The sequence below is a fragment of the Sphingomonas panaciterrae genome (genome assembly GCF_036890205.1).
In the GTDB taxonomy this organism is placed as follows: Bacteria; Pseudomonadota; Alphaproteobacteria; order Sphingomonadales; family Sphingomonadaceae; genus Sphingomonas; species Sphingomonas panaciterrae.
This window is the reverse complement of record NZ_JAKNQR010000008.1, coordinates 108,069-127,705: the sequence shown is the minus strand read 5'-3', so window position 1 is coordinate 127,705 and position 19,637 is coordinate 108,069. Positions and strand designations below refer to the sequence as shown.

The following is a 19,637-nucleotide window of genomic DNA, read 5'->3' as shown; positions in this document are numbered from 1 at the left end:
GCTCGACCTCATCGAGGTCGAGGTTACCGTCACCGGCGACCAGTGGCTGGAGAAACTGCTCCGCGCCTTCCCCGACGGTCTTCCGCAGACGCGGAAGTTCTCGATCTTTGCTCGGAAGATGGCCGACGGCGTAGATCCACTTGCCGATCCCGACGCCGCGCTGCTGGCATGGATGGACACTGAGGAACGGCTGTTCATGACCTATGAGCGGCACATTGTTGGCGAGCGACTGCAGCAGGGATTCATCATCGACGGTGCTGCGGACGTCGACGGGTTCGTCCGCTACTCGCTGGGCGTGCAGAACCGCCGCAAGTCACGGGCGGGGTTCGCACTGGGCCACCATGTCGAGGCACTGCTCGAGCTGCATGGCGTCGTGCATAAACGCGAAGCCACCACCGAGAAGCGCAACGGGCCGGACTTCCTGCTCCCTGACGAAACACGCTACCACGATCCCGCGTGGCCCGCCGAAAGGCTGTTGATGCTGGCGGTCAAGACGAGCTGCAAGGACCGCTGGCGGCAGGTGCTCGCCGAAGCCGATCGCATCTCTTCCAAGCACCTGCTGACGCTCGAGCCCGGCATCTCGCAGGCGCAGACCGACGAGATGCGCAAGGAACAGCTCCGGCTGGTGCTCCCTGCCCCGCTCCACGAGTCCTTCCGCCCGTCCCATCTGAATGACCTGAACAGCGTAGCTGCTTTCCTCGAACTTGCCCGAACGATCAGCTGACCTTCAAGCCGCCGGGTACACCGTCACGGTCGCGGCGGCGCCGATGCTCACCAGCGCCTCTTCGCCATACCCGCATGCTCGACGCTACTCTGCTGGCGCAACGCCGTCAGCGTTGACCAGGTCAGCGCCCACCAGGGTACCGCGTAGCCGAACACGCTTTTCCACCATGTCCACAGGCGTGCGGTGAAGCTCAAGCAGGTAGCGGCCGCCGATGTCGCGGCGCAGGTAAAAGGCACCACCATCCCTGATCAGCGTTCCTACCTCGTCAATTGGCGTTCCAATCTTTTTCATACCCCCTCCATGCGGCTGCGTTTTCGCGGCTGGTAGCAGCTTTGCACGCGTCGCCACATGCCGCCCATAGCAAGTTCGTCAGGCAGGCCCGGAGATCGGCAACATTGTCGCTGCCTGCTTCTGCCAGCTTGCAGGTATTGGCGCATTGAGCGTCAGCGTTCTGGCGGTGACGCCGGTGCGCTGCCTGCCGCCGAGGATCGCTGAGGTGACGGCCGGCGAGAGGAAGGCAAGCCGGACGACGCGCGTGATATACGCGGCGCTGACCTGCTCGTGCTCGGCAAGCCGCGTGATGTCGATCTCACCCTGACGCAGCTCGGTCCACCAGCCACGTGCCTGCACCAGCAGCCGGGTGAGCGAGCGGTCAGGCACGCTGGTGCTGGCCTGACCATCGCCCTGGATCAGCCGCATCGCCCTGCCCGAGCGCGTCAGCCGTACCGTTTCGCTCAGCGTGATCGTCGCTGGTGCGTCGGGGTGGGTGGAGGCATCAAGCGCCGCGGCAATGTCGCGGGTTTGGCAGACCAGGTCGATGCGCGTGTCGTGCACCTGCACCTGCTCGATGAGGGCAAGTGCGTCGGGCTGTCGCTGACGCTGCCTGGCAGCAAGTTCCCTGCAGCGTTCAGTGATCTCGGCGTAGCGATCAGCAGGCAGGTCGAGCCAGGCCGTCGCCATCAGCTCGATGGGATCGTCGAACAGCGTGGCGATGCGATTGGTGACCAGCGTCTCGATCTCGCGTGCGGGCACGCGGATGCCGGCGGCGCTATCGCCTTGAGCGAGCGCCCGGCTGACGTAGTAGCGGTAGCGGCTGGTGCCGCCCTCCCCTTTGCCGGCCGGCTTGGCGGTGTGCGTGACGATGAGCGGCTCGCCCTTGCCATCGACGATCCTGCCGGCAAGCAGGCTTGGGCTGGCGCTGCGGGTGCGCTGCTGACCTTGCGTGTTGTCGGCCAGCATCGCCTGCACGCGGTCGAAGGTTACGACGTCGACTATCGCTGGATGGTTGCCGGGGTAGATCTTCTCACCATGCGCAATCCGACCAGTGTAGGTGACCCGCTTGAGGATCAGGTAGAGCGTACCGCGCGAAAACGGGACACCGCCGAGCGGCTTGCCGCCGTTGCTGGTGCGCTGCGGCGCGATGATCCCCTGCCCCTTCAGCTCGGTCTCGAGCTGGCGCACGTTGCCCAGCGCGAGATAGCGGGTGAAGATGTGCCGGATGAGGGCGGCATGCTCATCGATCACGGCAAGGCTGCGACCATCAGGCTTGTAGCCGAGCGGCGGAGTGCCGCCCATCCACATGCCCTTGGCCTTCGATGCGGCAATCTTGTCGCGGATGCGCTCGGCAGTGACCTCGCGCTCGAACTGCGCAAACGACAGCAGCATGTTGAGGGTCAGCCGCCCCATGCTGCTGGTGGTGTTGAACGCCTGGGTGATGCTGACGAAGCTCGCATCCGCCTCCTCGAACGCTTCGACCAACTTGGCAAAGTCGAACAGCGAGCGGCTCAGCCGGTCGACCTTGTAAACCACGACGATGTCGATCCTGCCGGCCGCGACATCGTCCATCAGGCGCTTGAGCGCAGGGCGCTCAAGCGTACCGCCCGAGATGCCGCCATCGTCGTAGCGTTCAGCCAGCTCGGTCCAGCCTTGCGACGCCTGGCTACGAATATAGGCGGCACATGCCTCACGCTGTGCGTCGAGGCTGTTGAAGTCCTGCTCCAGACCCTCGTCCGAGGACTTGCGCGTGTAAATGGCGCAGCGGATCGGACCGGTGGTTTTGCTGGCCCCCTTGCTCATGCTGCCACCTTCTTCTTAAGGCCAAAGAAGGCCGGACCGGACCAGCGCGTGCCGGTGATTGCGCGAGCGACTTCGCTTAGCGAGCGCCACTCGCGATTGTCCCAGCGGATCACCTGATCGCTTCCGTCGCTGCTCACCTCAACCGTGACGACATGCACCCGGCCGCCCCATTCGCGCACCAGCCGCATACCGGCATTCGGGCGTGTCGTTCTGGTCTCGGCGCGGGAGAGCTGGTCGAGGAGCCGGGTGGTCTCCCGTTGCAACCCACCCAGGCGCCGCGCCTGGATCTCCCAGGCGAGCGCCAGCCGCAGCAGTTTCGGACTGATCTTCGGAACCGTGCTGCCGGTTTCGGCAACCCAGCGTCGGCGCAGCTGGTCCGACGACAGCGCATCAAGCGATGCGATTTCGGCCTCGATGTCCATCATGCCGCCTCCACGATGCGGTAGCAGGTGACGCCGTCGCGCTTGCTCTTGGCCAGAGAGCGCCCTTTCCTGCGCAGGCCGGTCAGTGCAGCGCGGGTCGTGTGCGGCAGCCAGCCGGTCGCCTCGACCAGCTCGGTGAGCGTAGCGCCCTCCCCTCGCCCGAGCAGCGCCAGCACCAGCGCCGCCTTGGTCTGTTTGGGTGCAGGTGCAGCAGCCGGCACGCTGGCAGCGCCTGACACTGGCGCCTCCTCCGCTCCTATCGCGACCTTGCCGGCCACGGTGATGAACATGCCAAAGCGCGTGATCCCGTCGATGCGCCACACGCACTCGGGCGTGGTCGTCTCGCGTTCTTCGACCAGTCCGCGCTTCACCAGCGAAGCCAGTGAGCGGGCGATGCCGCCTGCCGGTGCGGTGATGGTGGCGGGCAGCGGATAGAGGCTGCCGCTGTCGCGCTGTGCAGCCTGGCTCAGCAGGATGCTCTGCGTGTCGGTGAGGGTCATGGGCGGTCTCCTTTACGGACCAGCATCGGCGCCGGCCCCACCACCCACAGCCCGGTCGATTGAATCAGCCGGGCGTGCGAACCAGCGGTCACCCCCGCAGCTCACCGGTGCAGCAATGCTCGTTACCGGCGCGAAGTCGAATGGATTGTCGCCGGAAGCAGCGAACCGGTGCTGCCAAACTAACGTGCCCCGTCGTTACGCGAGCAGCGAACTGTGGATTTTCTATCTCACTGGCCATGCTCAAGGAGCTGTCAGTACCACGGATCCGCTCGGCTTGTTCCGGCACCGACGACGGTTAGCTGCTGATCGGCAGGCGACCGGCGTGAAGGCGCGGTCTCATTCGCTCCAGCCCCGTTGCTTTGACAGCACCAGCCGCACGCATCGCTCTTGTACTGCGTGGGATTATCGGTGAGCTTGCACGAGCGAGCCTCCCCCGCCTTTCAGGCACGACTCGCACTCCCGAGGCGTCGCGTCCCCCCAGATGCGGCGCCTCATTCGCTTCGGGGGCTCTGTCAGACTAACGTGGCAGGGCCTCGCGGGCGCTGCTAGCGGCCCTGGATGAGCCGCCGATCGAGAGCCAAGCCGCCCAGCCCGTTCCGCCGGTTCAACTCCTCGCCCGAGGTGATCCGGCTTGTCGTGATGATGTATGTGCGATTTCCGCTTTCGCTACGCAACGTCGAGGACCTGCTGTTCGAGCGAGGTATCGACATATGTCATGAGACCGTGCGGATGTGGTGGAACAGGTTCGGTCCGCTGTTCGCAGGCGACATTCGACGCCAAAGGGTGTCGGGGATGCGCGGCTTCCGGCAGTGGCGGTGGCACCTCGATGAGATGTACGTGAAGCTCAACGGCGAGATGGTGTACTTGTGGCGAGCCGTCGATCACGAGGGTGAGATCCTCGAGAGCTACATCACAAAGACCCGCGACAAGGATGCGGCGCTCACCTTCATGAAGAAGGCACTGAAGCGGCATGGCAACGCCGAGACGATCACGACCGACGGCCTGCGCTCATATCGCGCAGCGATGAGGGAGCTGGGCAACGCCAACAAGCAGGAGGTCGGACGCTGGGCTAACAACCGGGCCGAGAACAGCCATCTGCCGTTCCGACGAAGGGAGCGCGCCATGCTCCGGTTCCGACGGATGAAGACGCTACAGAAGTTCGCCTCGGTACATGCCAACATCCACAACCACTTCAGCCTCGAACGCCATCTCGTCGATCGTCAGACCTACAAGGAACGTCGCTCTGCCGCACTGGCAGAGTGGCAGATCCTTGCGAGCTAGGCCCCTGCCCTCAAAGATCGTCGTGCATCGTGCAGAGAGCGGTTCGCGTTAGACTGACAGCACCGCCACTCTTCTTTCTCGTATATCCCTCCACGCTGACGCCTCCCGGGCGCTAGCGCTCCAGCATCAGGCCGCCGTCGGCGAGCATGTCGCGCAAGGTGCGTTTCAGGACCTTGCCGGAGGCGTTCTTGGGCAGTTCGGCGATGAAGGCGACAGCCTTTGGCTTCTTGTAGCTGGCGATATGGTCGCGGCAGTGCCGGATCAGCGCGGCGGCGTCCGTGGCTTCGCCGTCGCGGGTGGCGATGATCGCGACGACGCTTTCACCCCACACGGGATCCGCCATGCCGACCACCGCTGCCTCCAGCACGGCGGGGTGACGGTAGAGCACTTCCTCCACCTCGCGCGGGTAGACGTTCTCCCCGCCGGTGACGATCATGTCCTTCTTGCGATCGACGATGGTGAGATAGCCGTCCGCATCCCAGCGGCCGACGTCGCCGGTGTGGAACCAGCCGTCGGTGAAGGCCCGGGCCGTCGCCTCCGGGTTGCGCCAATAGCCGGTGAGGACCTGATCGCCCTTCACCACGATCTCCCCCTCCACGCCAGGCGCAACGTCGGCCATCGCCTCATCGACGACGCGGACTCGGGCGAGCAGCATCTGGCGGCCGACCGAGTTCAGGATCGGCAGGCCCTCATCGATCGCGCGATCATGCTCGTCGGCGGTCAGGACCATGACGTTGCCGGCAAGCTCGGTCATGCCGAAGCCAGTGCCGAAGCGCACCTGCGGCCATTTTTCCCGCGCACGCAGCAGCACGGCGGCGGGCATCGCGGAGGCGCCATAGCCGACGTTGCGCAACGAGGAGAGGTCGTAACCGGGCATGGCGGGGTGATCGAGCAGCAGCGCGATCATCGTCGGGGCGGCGGCGGTGGAGGTGATACGGTGACGTTCGATGATGGCGAACAGCGCCTCGGGCACGAAGTTGGGCAGGATGGTCAGTTCAGCGCCGCGCAGATGGTTCACCACCATGCCGTAGCCGGCGACGTGATACATCGGGAAGGTGAGCAGATAGTGGGAATCGGGCTCCTTGTCCCAGCTCACCAGGCTGTTGAACACGGCGGCCATGACGTTGCGATGGGTGAGCATCGCGCCCTTGGGCAAGCCGGTAGTGCCCGAGGTGTAAAGCAGCCAGGCGATCGAATCCTCTGATGGCGGGGGCAGCGGTTGCGGCGTGCCGCTGGCCAGCAACGCATCGAAGCTGGCCGCCCCCTCCGCCGCGGCACCGATCACCAGCAAGTGCCGGACCGAGGGAATCTGATCGCGGATGGCGCGGATTGCGCCGAGATATTTGTCCTGGACGATCAGCACGCTGGGCGCGGCATCGTTGATGATCCAGGCGAGCTCGGCCGGGGCGAGGCGGTAGTTGAGGAAGGTTAGCGTCATGCCGGCGCCGGGCACGGCATAATAGCAGAGCGCATATTCGAGGCAGTTTTCGGCGAGGATCGCCACCCGGTCGCCCGGCTGCGCGATGCCGAGCAGCGCCTGCCCGAGCCGCCAGCAATCGTCGCGCATCTGGCTGTACGTGATCGCGCGCTCGTCCAGGCGCACCGCGACACGATCGGGCGCCCGGTGCGCCGCATGCACCGGAACCTCGCTGAGCAGCATTCATCCTCTCCTGTCTGTCGCAGGCAGGACGCGAGCTTAGCCGAAGGCGGGACGGGTTCAACCGCGTTGGATGGCCCGGCGGTTTATCCGGACGAACGTGTCAAAATGTTGCTGCGAATGATTTGCATTGACCTATATAGCCCCGTGCCGCAGGGCACGATGCAATTGCGAGTCAGTCTCACAAAGGGGTTTCATGTTCCGGACGTCCATGCTGTGCTCAGCGGCTTTTTGCACGCTGTCTCTCGCAGCGCTGTCACCCGCCCAGGCGCAAACTGAGGTTCAGGCGCAAACTGGCGCCCAGTCGCAGACAGAGGCAGGGTCAAGCGCCCCGTCGGTCACGGTGGCGAACGCCAAGGAACCCGCCAGGAGCGGGACGCGCCAGGACGCGCCGACCGGCGACATCGTGGTGACCGCCGCGGGCTACGCCCAGCGCATCGTCGACGCCCCCGCGAGCATCAGCGTCATCGACCGCGCCGATCTGCAGGACAAGAGGTTCGGCAGCCTCGCCGAAGCGCTGGTCGACGTGCAGGGGATCGATGTCGGCGGCGAGGCGGGCAAGACCGGGGGCCTCAACATCTCCATCCGCGGCATGCCGAGCGATTATACATTGGTGCTGATCGACGGGCGGCGGCAGAATCCGCCGGGCGGAGTCACGCCGAACGGGTTCGGCGAAACCTCCACCAGCTTCATCCCGCCCTATTCGGCGATCGAGCGGATCGAGGTGGTGCGCGGGCCGATGTCGACGCTGTACGGGTCGGACGCGATGGGCGGGGTGGTGAACATCATCACCCGCAAGGTCGGCGATCGCTGGGTCGGATCGGCGACGGCGGAAAGCACCGTTCAGTTCGACGAGCGGTTCGGCAACATCCAGTCGGTCAACGGCTTTGCGCAGGGCCCGGTGGTGCGCGACCTGCTGGGCCTGACGCTGCGCGGCAGCGTGTTCCATCGCGAGGGTTCGAACATCCCCATCCCCGGTGACCCGGCGCTGACGCTGGGGCGCAATCCCGTCCGGTCGGACGTCTATACCTATGGCGGGCGGCTGACGCTGACGCCGCATGCGGACCATGACCTGTGGCTGGAATATGATCGCAACGAGCAGCGCTATGACAATAGCGAAGGGCGGCTCGGCACGCTGGGTTCCGGCGGCTATGCGCCCGAGCAGCGGTTCAGCCGGTCGAACTATGTGCTGGCGCACAGCTGGCGCAGCCCGATCGGCACGCTGGACACGACGCTGACGCGCAACGAGACCGAGACGATCGGTCGCCTGATCCCCAACGGCACGCCCGGCCAGGTGCCCGGCAGCCCGCGCGAACTGCAAGCGCGCAACGACATCATCGATTCACGCCTGGCCGGCAAGCAAGGCCCGGTCGCCTTCACCGTCGGCGGTCAATATTGGCACGCCCGGATGGTCGAGGGCGTAGCGCCCGAACCCTTCACCTTCACCCAATGGGCAGGCTTTGCGGAAGCGACGCTGACCGTCGTCGAGGACGTGAAGCTGACGGGCGGCGTGCGCTATGACAATCATTCCACCTTTGGCGACAAATGGTCGCCGCGCGCCTATGCGGTCTGGAACGTCTCCGACGCGCTGACGCTGAAGGGCGGGGTGAGCCGTGGTTTCAAGACGCCGCGGGTCGAGCAGATCGCGGAAGGCATCATCGGCTTTGGCGGACAGGGTCGTATCCCGCTGCTCGGCACGCCCAGCCTGACGCCGGAGACGACGACGACCTATGAGGCGGGCGTCTATTACGACAATGGCGGCCTGTTCAGCGGCAATGTGACGCTGTTCAACAATGATTTCGACGACAAGATCGCGACGGGCCCGGGTATTCCCAACTGCCGCTTCGCCGGCAATCCGAACCGACCGGGCTGCCTCGATGTCGGCAATTTCCCCGCCGTCGACCTGTTCAGCCAGTCAATCAACATCGACAAGGCGCGCACGCGCGGGATCGAGGCGGCCGGACGGGTGGAATTCACCCCCACTCTCTCGCTGGCCGCCAATTACACCTACACCGAAAGCGAACAGCTGAGCGGTCCCGAGGCTGGCCTGCCGCTGATCGGCATTCCCAAGCATATGGTGAACGCCAATTTGCGGTGGCGACTGACCGAGAAGGCGACGGTGTGGACGCGCGCCGAGATCCGGTCGAGCCGGTACCGCGGCAACAATGACCAGCAGCGTGCGGTGGGCGACTTCCGCGGCTATGAGCTGTTCCACCTGGGCGGATCGTATCAGGTGACGCCGGCGCTGCGCCTGTCGGCAACGCTGTGGAACATCCTCGACACCGATTACGCGGTGTACGAGCCCTATCTGAGCGGCACCGCTGCCGCGCCCGTGACGGCGTTCACGCCGGCCTATTCAATCAACCAGGAAGGACGCCGCCTGCTGATTTCGGCCAACGTCGACTTCTAACGCGCCGGCTCCCCGGCATCGCTCGCCAGTGGGCGGGGCCGATGCCGGGGGCGGTGCGCGTGGATGCAGGACAGCACGCTGGCGATGACCAGCGTCGCGGCGGCGATCTCCGCCGGGGTGGGCCAGCGCTGTTCCCAGAGGAAGCCGTAGAGCAGCGCAAAGAGCGTTTCGAACAGGATCATCTGCCCCACCATCGTCAGCGGGAGCAGGCGGCTCATCTTGTTCCACAAGGCGTTGCCGATGATCGACGCGGCCACCGCGACGCCAACCGACACGGCGGCGAATTGCCCCCAGGCGGTCATGCCGTGCGCAGCCGCCGCGCCCGACAAGGCGAACGGCAGAAGCACGATCGCCTGGGCGCCGGTGGCGAGGCCGATCAGCAGGTTCCAGTCATGCACCGACACGCCCGGCCGGCTGGCCAGCCCACGGGCATTGCCGACGGCATAGACCGTCCAGCAGATGAGCGCCCCGATGGCGCACGCCAGCCCGACGATGCTGCGCGTGCCCGGGGTCGCTGCGGAGGGATCGAGCGCCTGCCAGCCGATGCACAAGGCCGCGCCCGCGCCGAGTAGCAGCGGCGGCGCAAGCTGGCGTAGCGGGACGGCATCGCGATCCCGACTGCCGACGATCGTCACCGCAACCGGCAAGAAGCCGATCACCAGCGATGTGAGCGGGATACCCGCCGTCTGCACCCCGGTGGACAGCAGCACATAGTAAAGTGTGTTGCCGGTGAGCGCGAGCCACGCCAGCGTCAGCCAATCTCGTCGCGTCAGCAATCGGGACAGCCGCCGCCACTGCGGGCCGATCAGCGCAGCGGCGATCGCGCCATAAGCGAGATAGCGGCCGACGGTGAGCTGGAGCGGGGTGAAATCACGCACCAGCGCGGGGGCAAGGAACACCAGTCCCCACAAGGCGCCCGCCGCGGCACCGCAAGCGGTGCCGCGTGCGATCGCACTGCCATGACGCGCGCCGATGATCGATGCTGACACACGAGTCCCCTGCTGACCGGTGCAACGATAATGCGCGCGGCGCGAGTGGTGTGCGCTTGATGTGGCGGGTAAAAGCAACAATCACTCGCGAATGGCGCGATCCCCCTCTCACCGCCCCGGCCAGCGCCGGGCCAAGCTCGACCCGTTCGACCGCGCGATCCTTCGCGTGATCCAGCGCGACAACAAGACGCCGCAGCGCGCGATTGCCGAGGCGGTCAACTTGTCTGCGGCGGCGGTGCAGCGGCGGATCGCGGCGATGGAAGCGGCGGGGATCATCACCGCCAATACCGCCGTCGTGGATACTGCCGCGCTGGGGCTGGCGATTACGGCCATCGTCGAGGTGCATCTGGTCGATGAGCGCGCAGCGACCGTCGACGCGGCCAAGGCGCTGTTCCGCGCCGATGCCGACGTCCAGCAATGCTATTACGTCACCGGCGGGATCAGCTTCGTCCTCGTCATCCTGAGCAGTGACATGGTCGCCTATGAGGAGACGACCCGGCGGCTGTTCGCGCACAATCCGGCGGTGGCGACGTTCCGCAGCCTGATCGCGCTCGATCGCGTCAAATCGGGAAACAGTGTGCCGATCGCCTGAGCTTCGGCGCGAGCGACAAGGTGGCGCGACATTGCCTTCCTGTGGGCCGGAGTGACGAAACAATGTCCCCTCACTCGCTTCATTGCCGAAGGATCTGCGTTTTATCGATCATTAAAGATGCAACAATTCTGTTATCGCGCCCCAGAAACGGAACACTTTCGGTCGCCGCAAAGCTAATCTCCGCATGAAGGTTACGGGGTGAAGCGCCAGCAGGCGCAGCCACCGCAGCAAGATGGGGGAAATATCGATGATGGGACGTAATGGCGCCGCCCGGCGTCAGGCTGGTTTGCGTGCGCTTCTCCTCGGCAGTGTCATGGCGGTGACGCCAAGCCTCGCCGCAGCGCAGGACGCGCCGCCGCCACCGGCGGAGTCCCCCAGCACGGAGGCGAGCGCCCCCTCCTCCGGCGCCGACGGCGAGATCGTCGTCACCGCGCTTCGTCGAAATACCCGCATCCAGGACACGCCGATCGCGATCTCGGCAACCTCGGGCGAGACACTCGCCGCATCGGGCACCACCAGCTTCACCGAACTGACCCGCACCGCGCCGTCGCTGCGCATCGTCGACAGCGGGCCGGGCAGCCGGCGCGTGCTGATCCGCGGCATCACCTCCGCCGGCGAGCCGACGGTGGGCGTCTATTATGACGAGACGCCGGTGTCGGGATCGGTCGGGACCACCTCTGACTCAGGTGGCAGCACGCCGGACTTCCGCCTGTTCGACGTGGAGCGCGCCGAGGTGCTGCGCGGGCCGCAGGGCACGCTCTTCGGATCGGGATCGATGGGCGGCACGCTGCGCATCATCTTCGAAAAGCCCAAGGCCGACCGGCTGGAAGCGGCGTTCAGCGGCAACATGACCGCCGTCGAGGGCGGCGGGCCCGGCTTCTCGCTCGACGGGATGATCAACCTGCCGATCGTCGAGGACAAGATCGCGCTTCGGATCGTGGGCAATTACAACAAGTTCGCCGGCTACGTCGACAATATCATCCTGACCGACGATCCCAACGCCGGCAACGTGGCCGATACCAGCCCTGATCCGCGCTACCTGCGCAACGTCAAGAACATCAACGACGGCGAAAGCTATGGCGGGCGCGCGCTGCTGCGCATCACGCCGACCGAAGACCTGACGATCGACCTGTCGGCGACCTATGAGCATGTCGACGCGCCGATCCCGCTGTGGCGGCCCGATTTCTCGCGCGCCAACGGCTTCGATTTTGCCAGCAACATGCACGCGGACAATATCAACGAGGATAACAACCGGATCTTCAGCGGCACCATCCGCTACGATTTCGACGCGTTCAGCGTGATCGGCACGACCAGCTATTTCGATCGCGATTTCACCCGCACCTATGACGTCAGCGACACGTTCAACGGCCGCGTCGGCACGGTGCAGAATGCCGAAGGCCGCTTCGTCAACACGCTGAACTCCGCCGGTACGCGCGAGGGGTGCCGCCGGTATCAGCTGGGCATCACGTCGGCCGCGAACCCCACGCAATGCACCGCGGACCAGCTGACCGGCTATTTCAACGCAACGGTGCCGCTGCAATCGTCGGCGCTGTACCAGCCGCAGAAGCTGAACAATTGGGTGCACGAGCTTCGCCTGAGCTCGACCAGCGACAGCCCGTTCCAGTGGACGGTCGGCGGCTTCCTGGAAAGCCGCGATACCGAGGTGCGATCGCTGCTGCTGGTGGCGAGCCCGGAGACGGGCGCGGTGTACAGCCCGTCGACGCCAGGCGCGATCGCCTATGACCGGACGATCAACGACGAGCTGCGGCAGAAGGCGGCGTATGCGGAATTGAGCTACAAGCTGGCCGACCAGCTGACGCTGACCGCCGGCGCGCGATACTTCAACTTCGAGCGCAAGGTGGGCGGACGGATCGACGTCGGCCAGATCCACTACAGCTCGCGCGTGACGCCCTATACCGAGGCGAATTACGAAGAAGACGGCCTGATCTACAAGTTCAACGTGTCGTGGCAGCCGACCACCCGGCTGCTGTTCTATGCGCAGGCCGCGCAGGGCTTCCGGCCCGGCGGCGTAAACCAGGTGATCGGCCTGCCCGCCGAGCGCGCGGCCTATACCTCCGACAGCCTGTGGAATTACGAGATCGGCGCCAAGACCACGCTGGCGCGCGGCGTGTACCTGAACCTGGCGGGTTATCGCATCGACTGGGACAATCTGCAGGTGTCCGCGCGGACCGCGGGGACCGGTTCGGTGTTCGGGCTGATCTCCAACGCGGGCGCCGCGCGGGTATGGGGCGCGGAGGCCGAGCTGTCGGCCAATCTGCTGCCGGGCCTGTCGTTCAATGGCGCGGTCGGCTACACCGATGCCAAGCTGTCGGAAGATCAGGTCAGCGATTTCGTGGTGGCCACCGGCCGCCGCGGGGACCGCATCCCCAACGTGCCGCGCATCAGCGCCTCCGCCTCGCTCGACTATAAGCGGCCCGTGTCGGACACGCTGACCGCCACCGCGCGGGTCGATGCGAGCCATGTCGGCTCCTTCTACAGCACGCTCAGCCCGACAGACATATACCGCCGCAAGATCCCGGCTTATGAACTGGTCAACCTGCGCTTCGGCATCGAGGGCGTGGACAGTGACTGGGGGGTATATCTGTTCGCCAACAACCTGCTGAACGACACTGCCATCAACCAGATGAGCGCGAACGCCAATACGGGCGGGATCACCAACGCCGTCAGCATCGCACCGCGCACCTATGGGCTGAACCTGATGCGGCGCTTCTGATCCGCCGCGTCACGCCCCTGCCCATCTATTCAAGGATCGACCATGGCCCTGTTTCGCCTGTTGAACACTCGCCTGCTGATGCTGTCCTCGGCCGCCGGCATGGCATTGGCCGGCCCCGCGCTGGCGCATGAGGAAAAGGCGCCGCGCGCCGCCGCCGCGGCAGCCGCGCCCGCCGGCAACCAGCCGGGCGCCGCCCCGGCCCGCGCGGCCGGGGAAGGCGCCGGCCCGTTCCGCCGCCTCGTCATCCGCGGCGCGACGCTGATCGACGGTACCGGATCGGTGCCGCGCGGCCCGGTCGACATCGTCGTCGAGGGCAATCGCATCGCCGACATCCGCCAGGCCGGCTGGCCGGGCATGGCGTTGGCGCAGAACCGCGCGCCGCAGGATTTCGACCAGGAGATCGACGCAACCGGCATGTACGTGCTGCCCGGCTTCGTCGACCTGCACACGCATTTGCCGGCCAAGGACAAGGCGCCCGACGCTTCCTACGCCTACAAGCTGTGGCTGGCGCATGGCGTGACGACGGTGCGCGGCGTGTCGCTCGCCTCCCCGTCCTTCACCAGCAATGAAAAGGCACGGTCGGCGCGCAACGAGATCGCGGCGCCGCGCATCTTCAACTATCAGACGCTGGGCGCCGGCTGGTCTGGCGGGCGGATCTCCAGCCCCGAGAAGGCGCGCGAATGGGTGCGCTGGGCCGCCAAGAACGACATCGACGGGATCAAGTTCTTCGGGCGCGAGGATGAAACCCCCGCGGTGATGAGCGCGGCGATCGACGAGGCGCACAAGAACAAGATGGGCACCGTTGCCCATCTCAGCCAGACCGGCGTGTCCGATTTCAACGGTGCGATCGCCGGCCGCGCGGGGCTGGACACGATCACCCACTTCTACGGGCATATGGAATCGCTGCTGAAGAACCACACGATCCAGAAGTTCACGCCCGATTATAATTTCTACAACGAACTGCATCGTTTCGCACAGGTCGCCGACATCAAGGACGAGATCTATGATGTCGGGTCGGAGCAATGGTGGGATTATCTGAAGGAGCAGAAGGCGAACGGCGTCACGTTCGACCCGACGTTCAATATCTATGCGGCCTCGCGCGACCTGATGCGCGCCCGCAATGCGGACTGGCAGGGAAAATATACGACGCCGCAGCTGTGGAATTATTTTCAGTCGACGCGCGACAATCACGGATCCTATTTCTTCGACTGGACCAGCCAGATCGAAAATAACTGGAAGGGTTTCTACAAGAACTTCTTCCAGCTGATCCATGATTACAACCAGATCGGCGGCCGGGTGACGGTGGGGACCGATTCCGGCTTCATCTACAAGGTTTATGGCTTCGCCTATGTCGAGGAACTGGAATTATACCAGGAGGCGGGGCTGACCCCGCTGGAGATCTTCCGCGCGGCGACCGTCAATGGCGCCAAGACGCTGATGGAGCCCAAGGGTCAGGAGCCGGAGTTCGGCGCCGTGCGGCGCGGGATGCTGGCCGACCTCGTCATCGTGCCGGAGAACCCGCTCGCCAATCTGAAGACGCTGTACGGCACCGGCTACGTCCGGCTGAACCCCGAGACGAACAAGCAGGAGCGGATCGGCGGCGTGCGCTACACGATCAAGGACGGCATCGTCTATGACGCGCCCCGCCTGCTCGCCGATGTCGCCGCGATGGTCGAACGCGAGAAGCAGGTGGTGCCGACGCCCGTGTCGCCGCCGGTCATTCCGCAGGAACCGCCCTTCGCCACCNCAGGTGGTGCCGACGCCCGTGTCGCCGCCGGTCATTCCGCAGGAACCGCCCTTCGCCACCGCGACGCCCGCATCCTGATGCCGGTCGGGCGCCCCTGTTGAAGGGGCGCCCGGCCGATCGGCTCAGATCGGGAGGGCAGTCGTGTACTTTACCTCTTCCAGCACGGCGAAGGTGCGCGTTTCGCGGATGCCCGTCATGTGGAACAGCGAATTGCCGAGGAATGCGCGATAGGCGGCCATGTCCTCGACCCGCGCCTTCAGCAGATAATCGAAGCCGCCGGCGACCATGTGGCATTCCAGGATCTCGGGCATGTCCTGCACCGCCGCCGCAAAATCGCCCAGCACGTTGCTGGTGGTCCGATCCAGCATCACTTCGATGAACACCAAGAGCGCCCGATCAAGCTTTTGGGGGTCGAGCAAAGCGACGATGTCGCTGACATATCCCTGTTCACGAAGCTTGCGCAGACGATCGAAACACGCTGATGGGGAAATTCCGGCCTGGGCCGCAAGCTCCTGATTGGTGATGCGGCCATTGCGTTGGAGAACCCGAAGAATATTCCGATCGATCACATCAAGCATGGCAGACCTTCGGGAGGGAGCAGGAACGACAGACTATCCTGGCGAACCTGCTGCGCAACAAGGATCTGCTAAGACGGCATGAAGAAGGGGAATTGAGCGTGGCACGCTGGAATAAACGCAAGATCATCGCGCCACGGGAGGCCGGAGGGGAACAGCAGCTGAAAGCCACGCTGTCGTGGCCGCATCTGCTGGCGATGGGTGTCGGCGCGATCGTCGGCACCGGCATCCTGACCCTGATCGGCGTCGGCGCGGGCAAGGCCGGGCCGGCCGTCATCCTGTCCTTCGTCATCGCCGGCCTGATCTGTGCCTGCGCCGCGCTCGCCTATGCCGAAATGGCGACCATGTATCCCGGATCGGGCAGCGCCTACACCTATACCTATGCCGTGATCGGCGAACTGGCCGCCTGGGTGATCGGGTGGAGCCTGATCCTGGAATACAGCCTGGTGGTCAGCGCGGTAGCTGTCGGCTGGTCAGGCTATGCCGCGCCGTTGCTGCAGGGGACGTTGGGGATACCCATGTCGTTGATGCAGGGCCCGGAGCTTGGCGGGCTGGTCAATTTGCCGGCGATCTTCATCATCGGCGTGGTCGCGACGCTGCTGCTGCTCGGCACGCGTGAGAGCGCGACGCTGAACGCGCTTCTGGTGCTGGTGAAGATCGTCGCGCTGATCGTCTTCGTCGTGGTCGCGCTCCCATATTTCAACGCCGACAATTTCCACCCGTTCGCGCCGAACGGCTTTGCGAAGTCGACCGGGCCGGATGGCGTCGAGCGCGGGGTGATGGCCGCCGCAGCGATCATCTTCTTCGCCTTCTACGGCTTTGACGCGATCGCGACCGCAGCGGAGGAAACCCGCAAGCCGCAGCGCGACCTGCCGATCGCGATCATCGGATCGATGGTGGCATGCGTGGTCATCTATGTCGCCGTGGCCGCCGCTGCCGTCGGCGCCCTGCCCTACACCAGCTTTGCCAGCAGCCCCGAGCCGCTGGCGCTGATCCTGCGCGAGTTGAACCAGCCGGGCGCAGCGACCTTCCTCGCCGGATCCGCGGTGATCGCGCTGCCGACGGTGATCCTGGCGTTCCTGTACGGTCAGTCGCGGATCTTCTTCGCGATGGCGCGCGACGGGCTGCTGCCAGCATCGCTCGCCCGGCTGTCGAGCCGGGGCAGCCCGGTGCGTATCACCATCTTCACGGCGGTGATCGTCGGGGTGATCGCGGGCGTCTTCCCGCTCGACGAGATCGCCGCACTCGCCAATGCGGGGACGCTGGCAGCCTTTGCCGCGGTCGCGCTGTGCATGATCCTGATGCGCCGCCGTGCGCCCGATCAGCCGCGCGCCTTTGCCACGCCGCTGCCGTGGCTGGTCGGCGGAATCGCGATTGCCGGCTGCGCCTATCTGTTCCTTAGCCTGCCGGCGCAGACGCAATTGTACTTCCTGCTGTGGAACGGCCTTGGCATCGGCATCTACCTGCTGGTGACGATGATGATGAAGCCGCAGGCCGACGTTCAAGGCTGATCGCAACGCGGGGGTGACGCACATCGCCCCCGCCCCTTGACCAAGTGGCGTCCGCTCCATAGCGGGCGCCGGCTTGGCGCGCTGCGCCGGCTGTCGGGGGGATATGTGCGCAACGTCATGATGATAGCGGCTGGCCTCGCCGCCGTGCCGGCCAGTGCGCAGGTGGCACCGGACTCCGTTGCACCAGCAAGCCCGCGGGATGTTGCGCGTGGCGAGGTGCTGGGCGAGCCGCTGGGCGACATCGTCGTCACCGCGCAGCATCGCGAGCAATCGGCGCAGCGTGTGCCGATCGCGATCACCGCGCTGAGCGGCGCGCGGCTGGAGGCAGAGGGCGCGGCCAACCTCGACCGCATCGGGGCGGCGGTGCCCAACCTGTACCTCGCGCGAAACTTCGGGACGAGTTCGGGCGCGCTCGTGTTCCTGCGCGGCGTGGGCGAAGGCGATTCGATCTTCACCAACGATCCGCCGGTCGGCATCTATGTCGACGACGTGATCCTGCCGCGGTCGACGGGATCGCTGCTCGACCTGATCGATGTCGAGCGGATCGAGGTGCTGCGCGGCCCGCAGGGGACGCTCTACGGCCGCAATACGAGCGGCGGCGCGATCAAATTGGTGATGAAGCGGCCGACGCTGGACGCGGTGAGCGGCGCGATGGACGTGACGCTGGGGAGTTACCACCGGCTGGACGCGCGCGGTGCGATCAACGTGCCGCTGGCCAGCGATGTCGCGGTTCGTGTCTCCGGCCTGTCGCGCAACCAGCGCGGTTGGGGGCGCAACCTGATCAATGGCGCGCGGGTCAACGGGCAGGACCTGCTGGGGGGCCGGGTATCCTTGCTGTGGGAGCCGGATGCCGCGCTGACGATCCTGGCGACGGGTGACCTCACCCGCGATCGATCGGGGCCGCGTTTTCCGCAGCGGTTCCAACCCGATCCCGCCGCCCCCGGCCGCATCACCAACCGCTTCGTTGCGCCGAATGGAGATATCGACAATTTCCTGTCCGCCGACACCGATCCGCTGAACAGCACCGACAGCGGCGGGCTGTCGCTGCGTGCTGATTATCAGTTGGGCGGCGGGATGAAGCTGTCGTCGATCACCGGCTATCGCGCGCTGCGATCGCGCATCGGGTTCGACCAAACCGCCAATCCGCCGGGGGTCGGCAGCAATGTGATCCTGTTGCAGGATCAGCGGCAGCACAGCGTCAGCCAGGAAGTGCAGCTGACCGGATCGGCGCTCGGTGAGCGTGCTGAATGGGTCGCCGGCGCCTATTATTTCCACGAGCATAATGACCAGCTGACCGCCGTCAGCCTGGCGACGCCCGCGGGGTCGGATGCGCGGTTCCGCAACGGTGATTTCTTCAACGCGCCATCGCGCGGGGCGGGGACGAGCGGCAATTGGTCGCCCTATGAGCCGCGGCTCGATACTGACAGCTATTCGGCGTTCGGATCAATGACGGTCGCGCTCGATCCGCGCGCGCATGTGACCGCTGGCTTGCGCTATACCGATGAGCGCAAGCGCTACGCGGTGCGCTTCCTGACCGCACCCGACACCGTGCTGGTGCTGCCCGATGGGCGCGCGGCGCAGCGGCGGATTGCGCAGCGGTGGACCGACGTGTCGCCGCGCATTGCGGTCGATTATCGGCTGGGGAGCGAGGGAGGCGACAGCGCGCTGCTCTATGCCTCCGTGGCGAAGGGGTTCCGCAGCGGCAGTTTCGATGGGCGGGCGCGCAACATCAGCTTCGCGCTGGACCGGCAGGGCGCGATCGCGCCGGAGACGGTGTGGACCTATGAAGCCGGGGTGAAATCCGACTGGTTCAACCGGCGGCTGCGGGTGAACGCCGGCTATTTCATCAACGATTATACCGACATCGCCTTTTCCGCGTCGCGCGTGACGGCGGGGCCGCCGGAGATCTTTCGCCAGAATGTCGGCGATGCGCGGATTCAGGGGCTGGAGGTCGAATGGGCGGCGAACCCGTTGCCGGGGCTGGAGATCGGCGGGTGGATCGCGACGCTGGCGGACCGCTTCACGCGGCTGGCCTCAAGCCCAGGGTGCGGCGCGTTCGTTGCCGATGAGCGCCAGCTCGACCTGCGGTTCACCCCGTCGTTCCGCTATCAGCTGCGCGCCGCGCTGACCCGACCGATCGGCGACGCGCAATGGCGTGTGGGCGGCGATGTGAGCGGCGCGTCCGACTATAACATCGCCTTGTGCAACGAGCCGCAGCACCGCGTGACCAACGCCGAAACGGTCAATGTGCAGGCCGGGATCGACTGGCGGGACTGGGGCGTGATGATCGCCGCGACGAACCTGACCGATCGCCGCTACAATAGCGGCAGCGTGGGGACGATCGGTTATCCGATCGCCCCGCGCGAAGTGACCGTGCAGCTGCGCCGGCGGTTCTGACCGCCAGCGCCCCTGCCCCGGT

14 protein-coding genes and 1 pseudogene are annotated in these 19,637 nt (G+C 65.8%); 8 read left to right on the top strand and 7 right to left on the bottom strand.

The features are described 5' to 3' along the window. On the top strand, positions 1–724 hold a 724-nt coding region (locus tag L8F96_RS15645), incomplete at its 5' end, for a type II restriction endonuclease (protein ID WP_334656586.1). 84 nt (positions 725–808) lie between these two features. Here L8F96_RS15645 and L8F96_RS15640 read toward each other — a convergent pair. The 4 genes from L8F96_RS15640 to L8F96_RS15625 form a co-directional block, all read right to left on the bottom strand. After that, the gene (locus L8F96_RS15640; protein ID WP_334656585.1) at positions 809–1,015 is read right to left on the bottom strand and encodes a DUF5818 domain-containing protein; all 207 of its coding nucleotides are present in this window, start codon (positions 1,013–1,015) and stop codon (positions 809–811) included. A gap of 78 nt (positions 1,016–1,093) precedes the next feature. Further along, complete coding sequence (locus L8F96_RS15635; protein WP_334656584.1) at positions 1,094–2,800, bottom strand: recombinase family protein; 1,707 nt, start codon at positions 2,798–2,800, stop codon at positions 1,094–1,096. Then, entirely contained in the window at positions 2,797–3,225 is a 429-nt protein-coding gene (locus L8F96_RS15630; RefSeq protein WP_334656583.1) for a DUF2924 domain-containing protein, read from the bottom strand. The genes L8F96_RS15635 and L8F96_RS15630 overlap by 4 nt, the downstream gene beginning before the upstream one ends. Beyond that, positions 3,222–3,722 (bottom strand): DUF3489 domain-containing protein, encoded by a 501-nt coding sequence (locus L8F96_RS15625; RefSeq protein WP_334656582.1) that lies wholly within the window; start codon positions 3,720–3,722, stop codon positions 3,222–3,224. The genes L8F96_RS15630 and L8F96_RS15625 overlap by 4 nt, the downstream gene beginning before the upstream one ends. A 558-nt stretch (positions 3,723–4,280) precedes the next feature. On the opposite strand from L8F96_RS15625, the gene L8F96_RS15620 reads away from it, so the two are divergent. Continuing rightward, a complete protein-coding gene (locus tag L8F96_RS15620) occupies positions 4,281–5,003 on the top strand; it encodes an IS6 family transposase (RefSeq protein WP_334656580.1) in 723 nt (240 codons plus the stop codon). Positions 5,004–5,115: 112 nt separating this feature from the next. Here the strand turns inward: L8F96_RS15620 and L8F96_RS15615 are convergent, their stop codons facing one another. Continuing rightward, a complete protein-coding gene (locus L8F96_RS15615; protein WP_125946157.1) occupies positions 5,116–6,663 on the bottom strand; it encodes an acyl-CoA synthetase in 1,548 nt (515 codons plus the stop codon). A 340-nt stretch (positions 6,664–7,003) separates the two neighbouring features. On the opposite strand from L8F96_RS15615, the gene L8F96_RS15610 reads away from it, so the two are divergent. After that, positions 7,004–9,070 carry a TonB-dependent receptor domain-containing protein gene (locus L8F96_RS15610; RefSeq protein WP_334656578.1) on the top strand — a complete coding sequence of 689 codons (2,067 nt, stop codon included), beginning with the start codon at positions 7,004–7,006 and terminating at the stop codon, positions 9,068–9,070. Here the strand turns inward: L8F96_RS15610 and L8F96_RS15605 are convergent. Continuing rightward, positions 9,067–10,047, bottom strand: a complete 981-nt coding sequence (locus L8F96_RS15605; RefSeq protein ID WP_417158998.1) for a DMT family transporter — start codon at positions 10,045–10,047, stop codon at positions 9,067–9,069. The two genes, L8F96_RS15610 and L8F96_RS15605, sit on opposite strands and share 4 nt — an antisense overlap. 103 nt (positions 10,048–10,150) lie before the next feature. Between L8F96_RS15605 and L8F96_RS15600 the strand changes: the two genes are divergently transcribed. From L8F96_RS15600 to L8F96_RS15590, 3 genes and pseudogenes are all read left to right on the top strand, one after another. Next, the gene (locus L8F96_RS15600) at positions 10,151–10,651 is read left to right on the top strand and encodes an Lrp/AsnC family transcriptional regulator (protein ID WP_334656576.1); all 501 of its coding nucleotides are present in this window, start codon (positions 10,151–10,153) and stop codon (positions 10,649–10,651) included. Between the two features lie 247 nt (positions 10,652–10,898). Further along, complete coding sequence (locus tag L8F96_RS15595) at positions 10,899–13,385, top strand: TonB-dependent receptor (RefSeq protein WP_334656575.1); 2,487 nt, start codon at positions 10,899–10,901, stop codon at positions 13,383–13,385. A 42-nt stretch (positions 13,386–13,427) separates the two neighbouring features. Further along, a pseudogene (locus tag L8F96_RS15590) lies at positions 13,428–15,089 on the top strand (amidohydrolase family protein); the annotation flags it as partial. A gap of 165 nt (positions 15,090–15,254) precedes the next feature. Here the strand turns inward: L8F96_RS15590 and L8F96_RS15585 are convergent. Further along, positions 15,255–15,710, bottom strand: coding sequence for an Lrp/AsnC ligand binding domain-containing protein (locus L8F96_RS15585; protein WP_046406818.1), 456 nt, complete (start codon positions 15,708–15,710; stop codon positions 15,255–15,257). 92 nt (positions 15,711–15,802) lie between these two features. On the opposite strand from L8F96_RS15585, the gene L8F96_RS15580 reads away from it, so the two are divergent. Next, positions 15,803–17,218 carry an amino acid permease gene (locus L8F96_RS15580; RefSeq protein ID WP_334656572.1) on the top strand — a complete coding sequence of 472 codons (1,416 nt, stop codon included), beginning with the start codon at positions 15,803–15,805 and terminating at the stop codon, positions 17,216–17,218. Positions 17,219–17,254: 36 nt separating this feature from the next. Further along, the gene (locus tag L8F96_RS15575) at positions 17,255–19,615 is read left to right on the top strand and encodes a TonB-dependent receptor (protein WP_334656571.1); all 2,361 of its coding nucleotides are present in this window, start codon (positions 17,255–17,257) and stop codon (positions 19,613–19,615) included. Positions 19,616–19,637 lie beyond the last annotated feature (22 nt).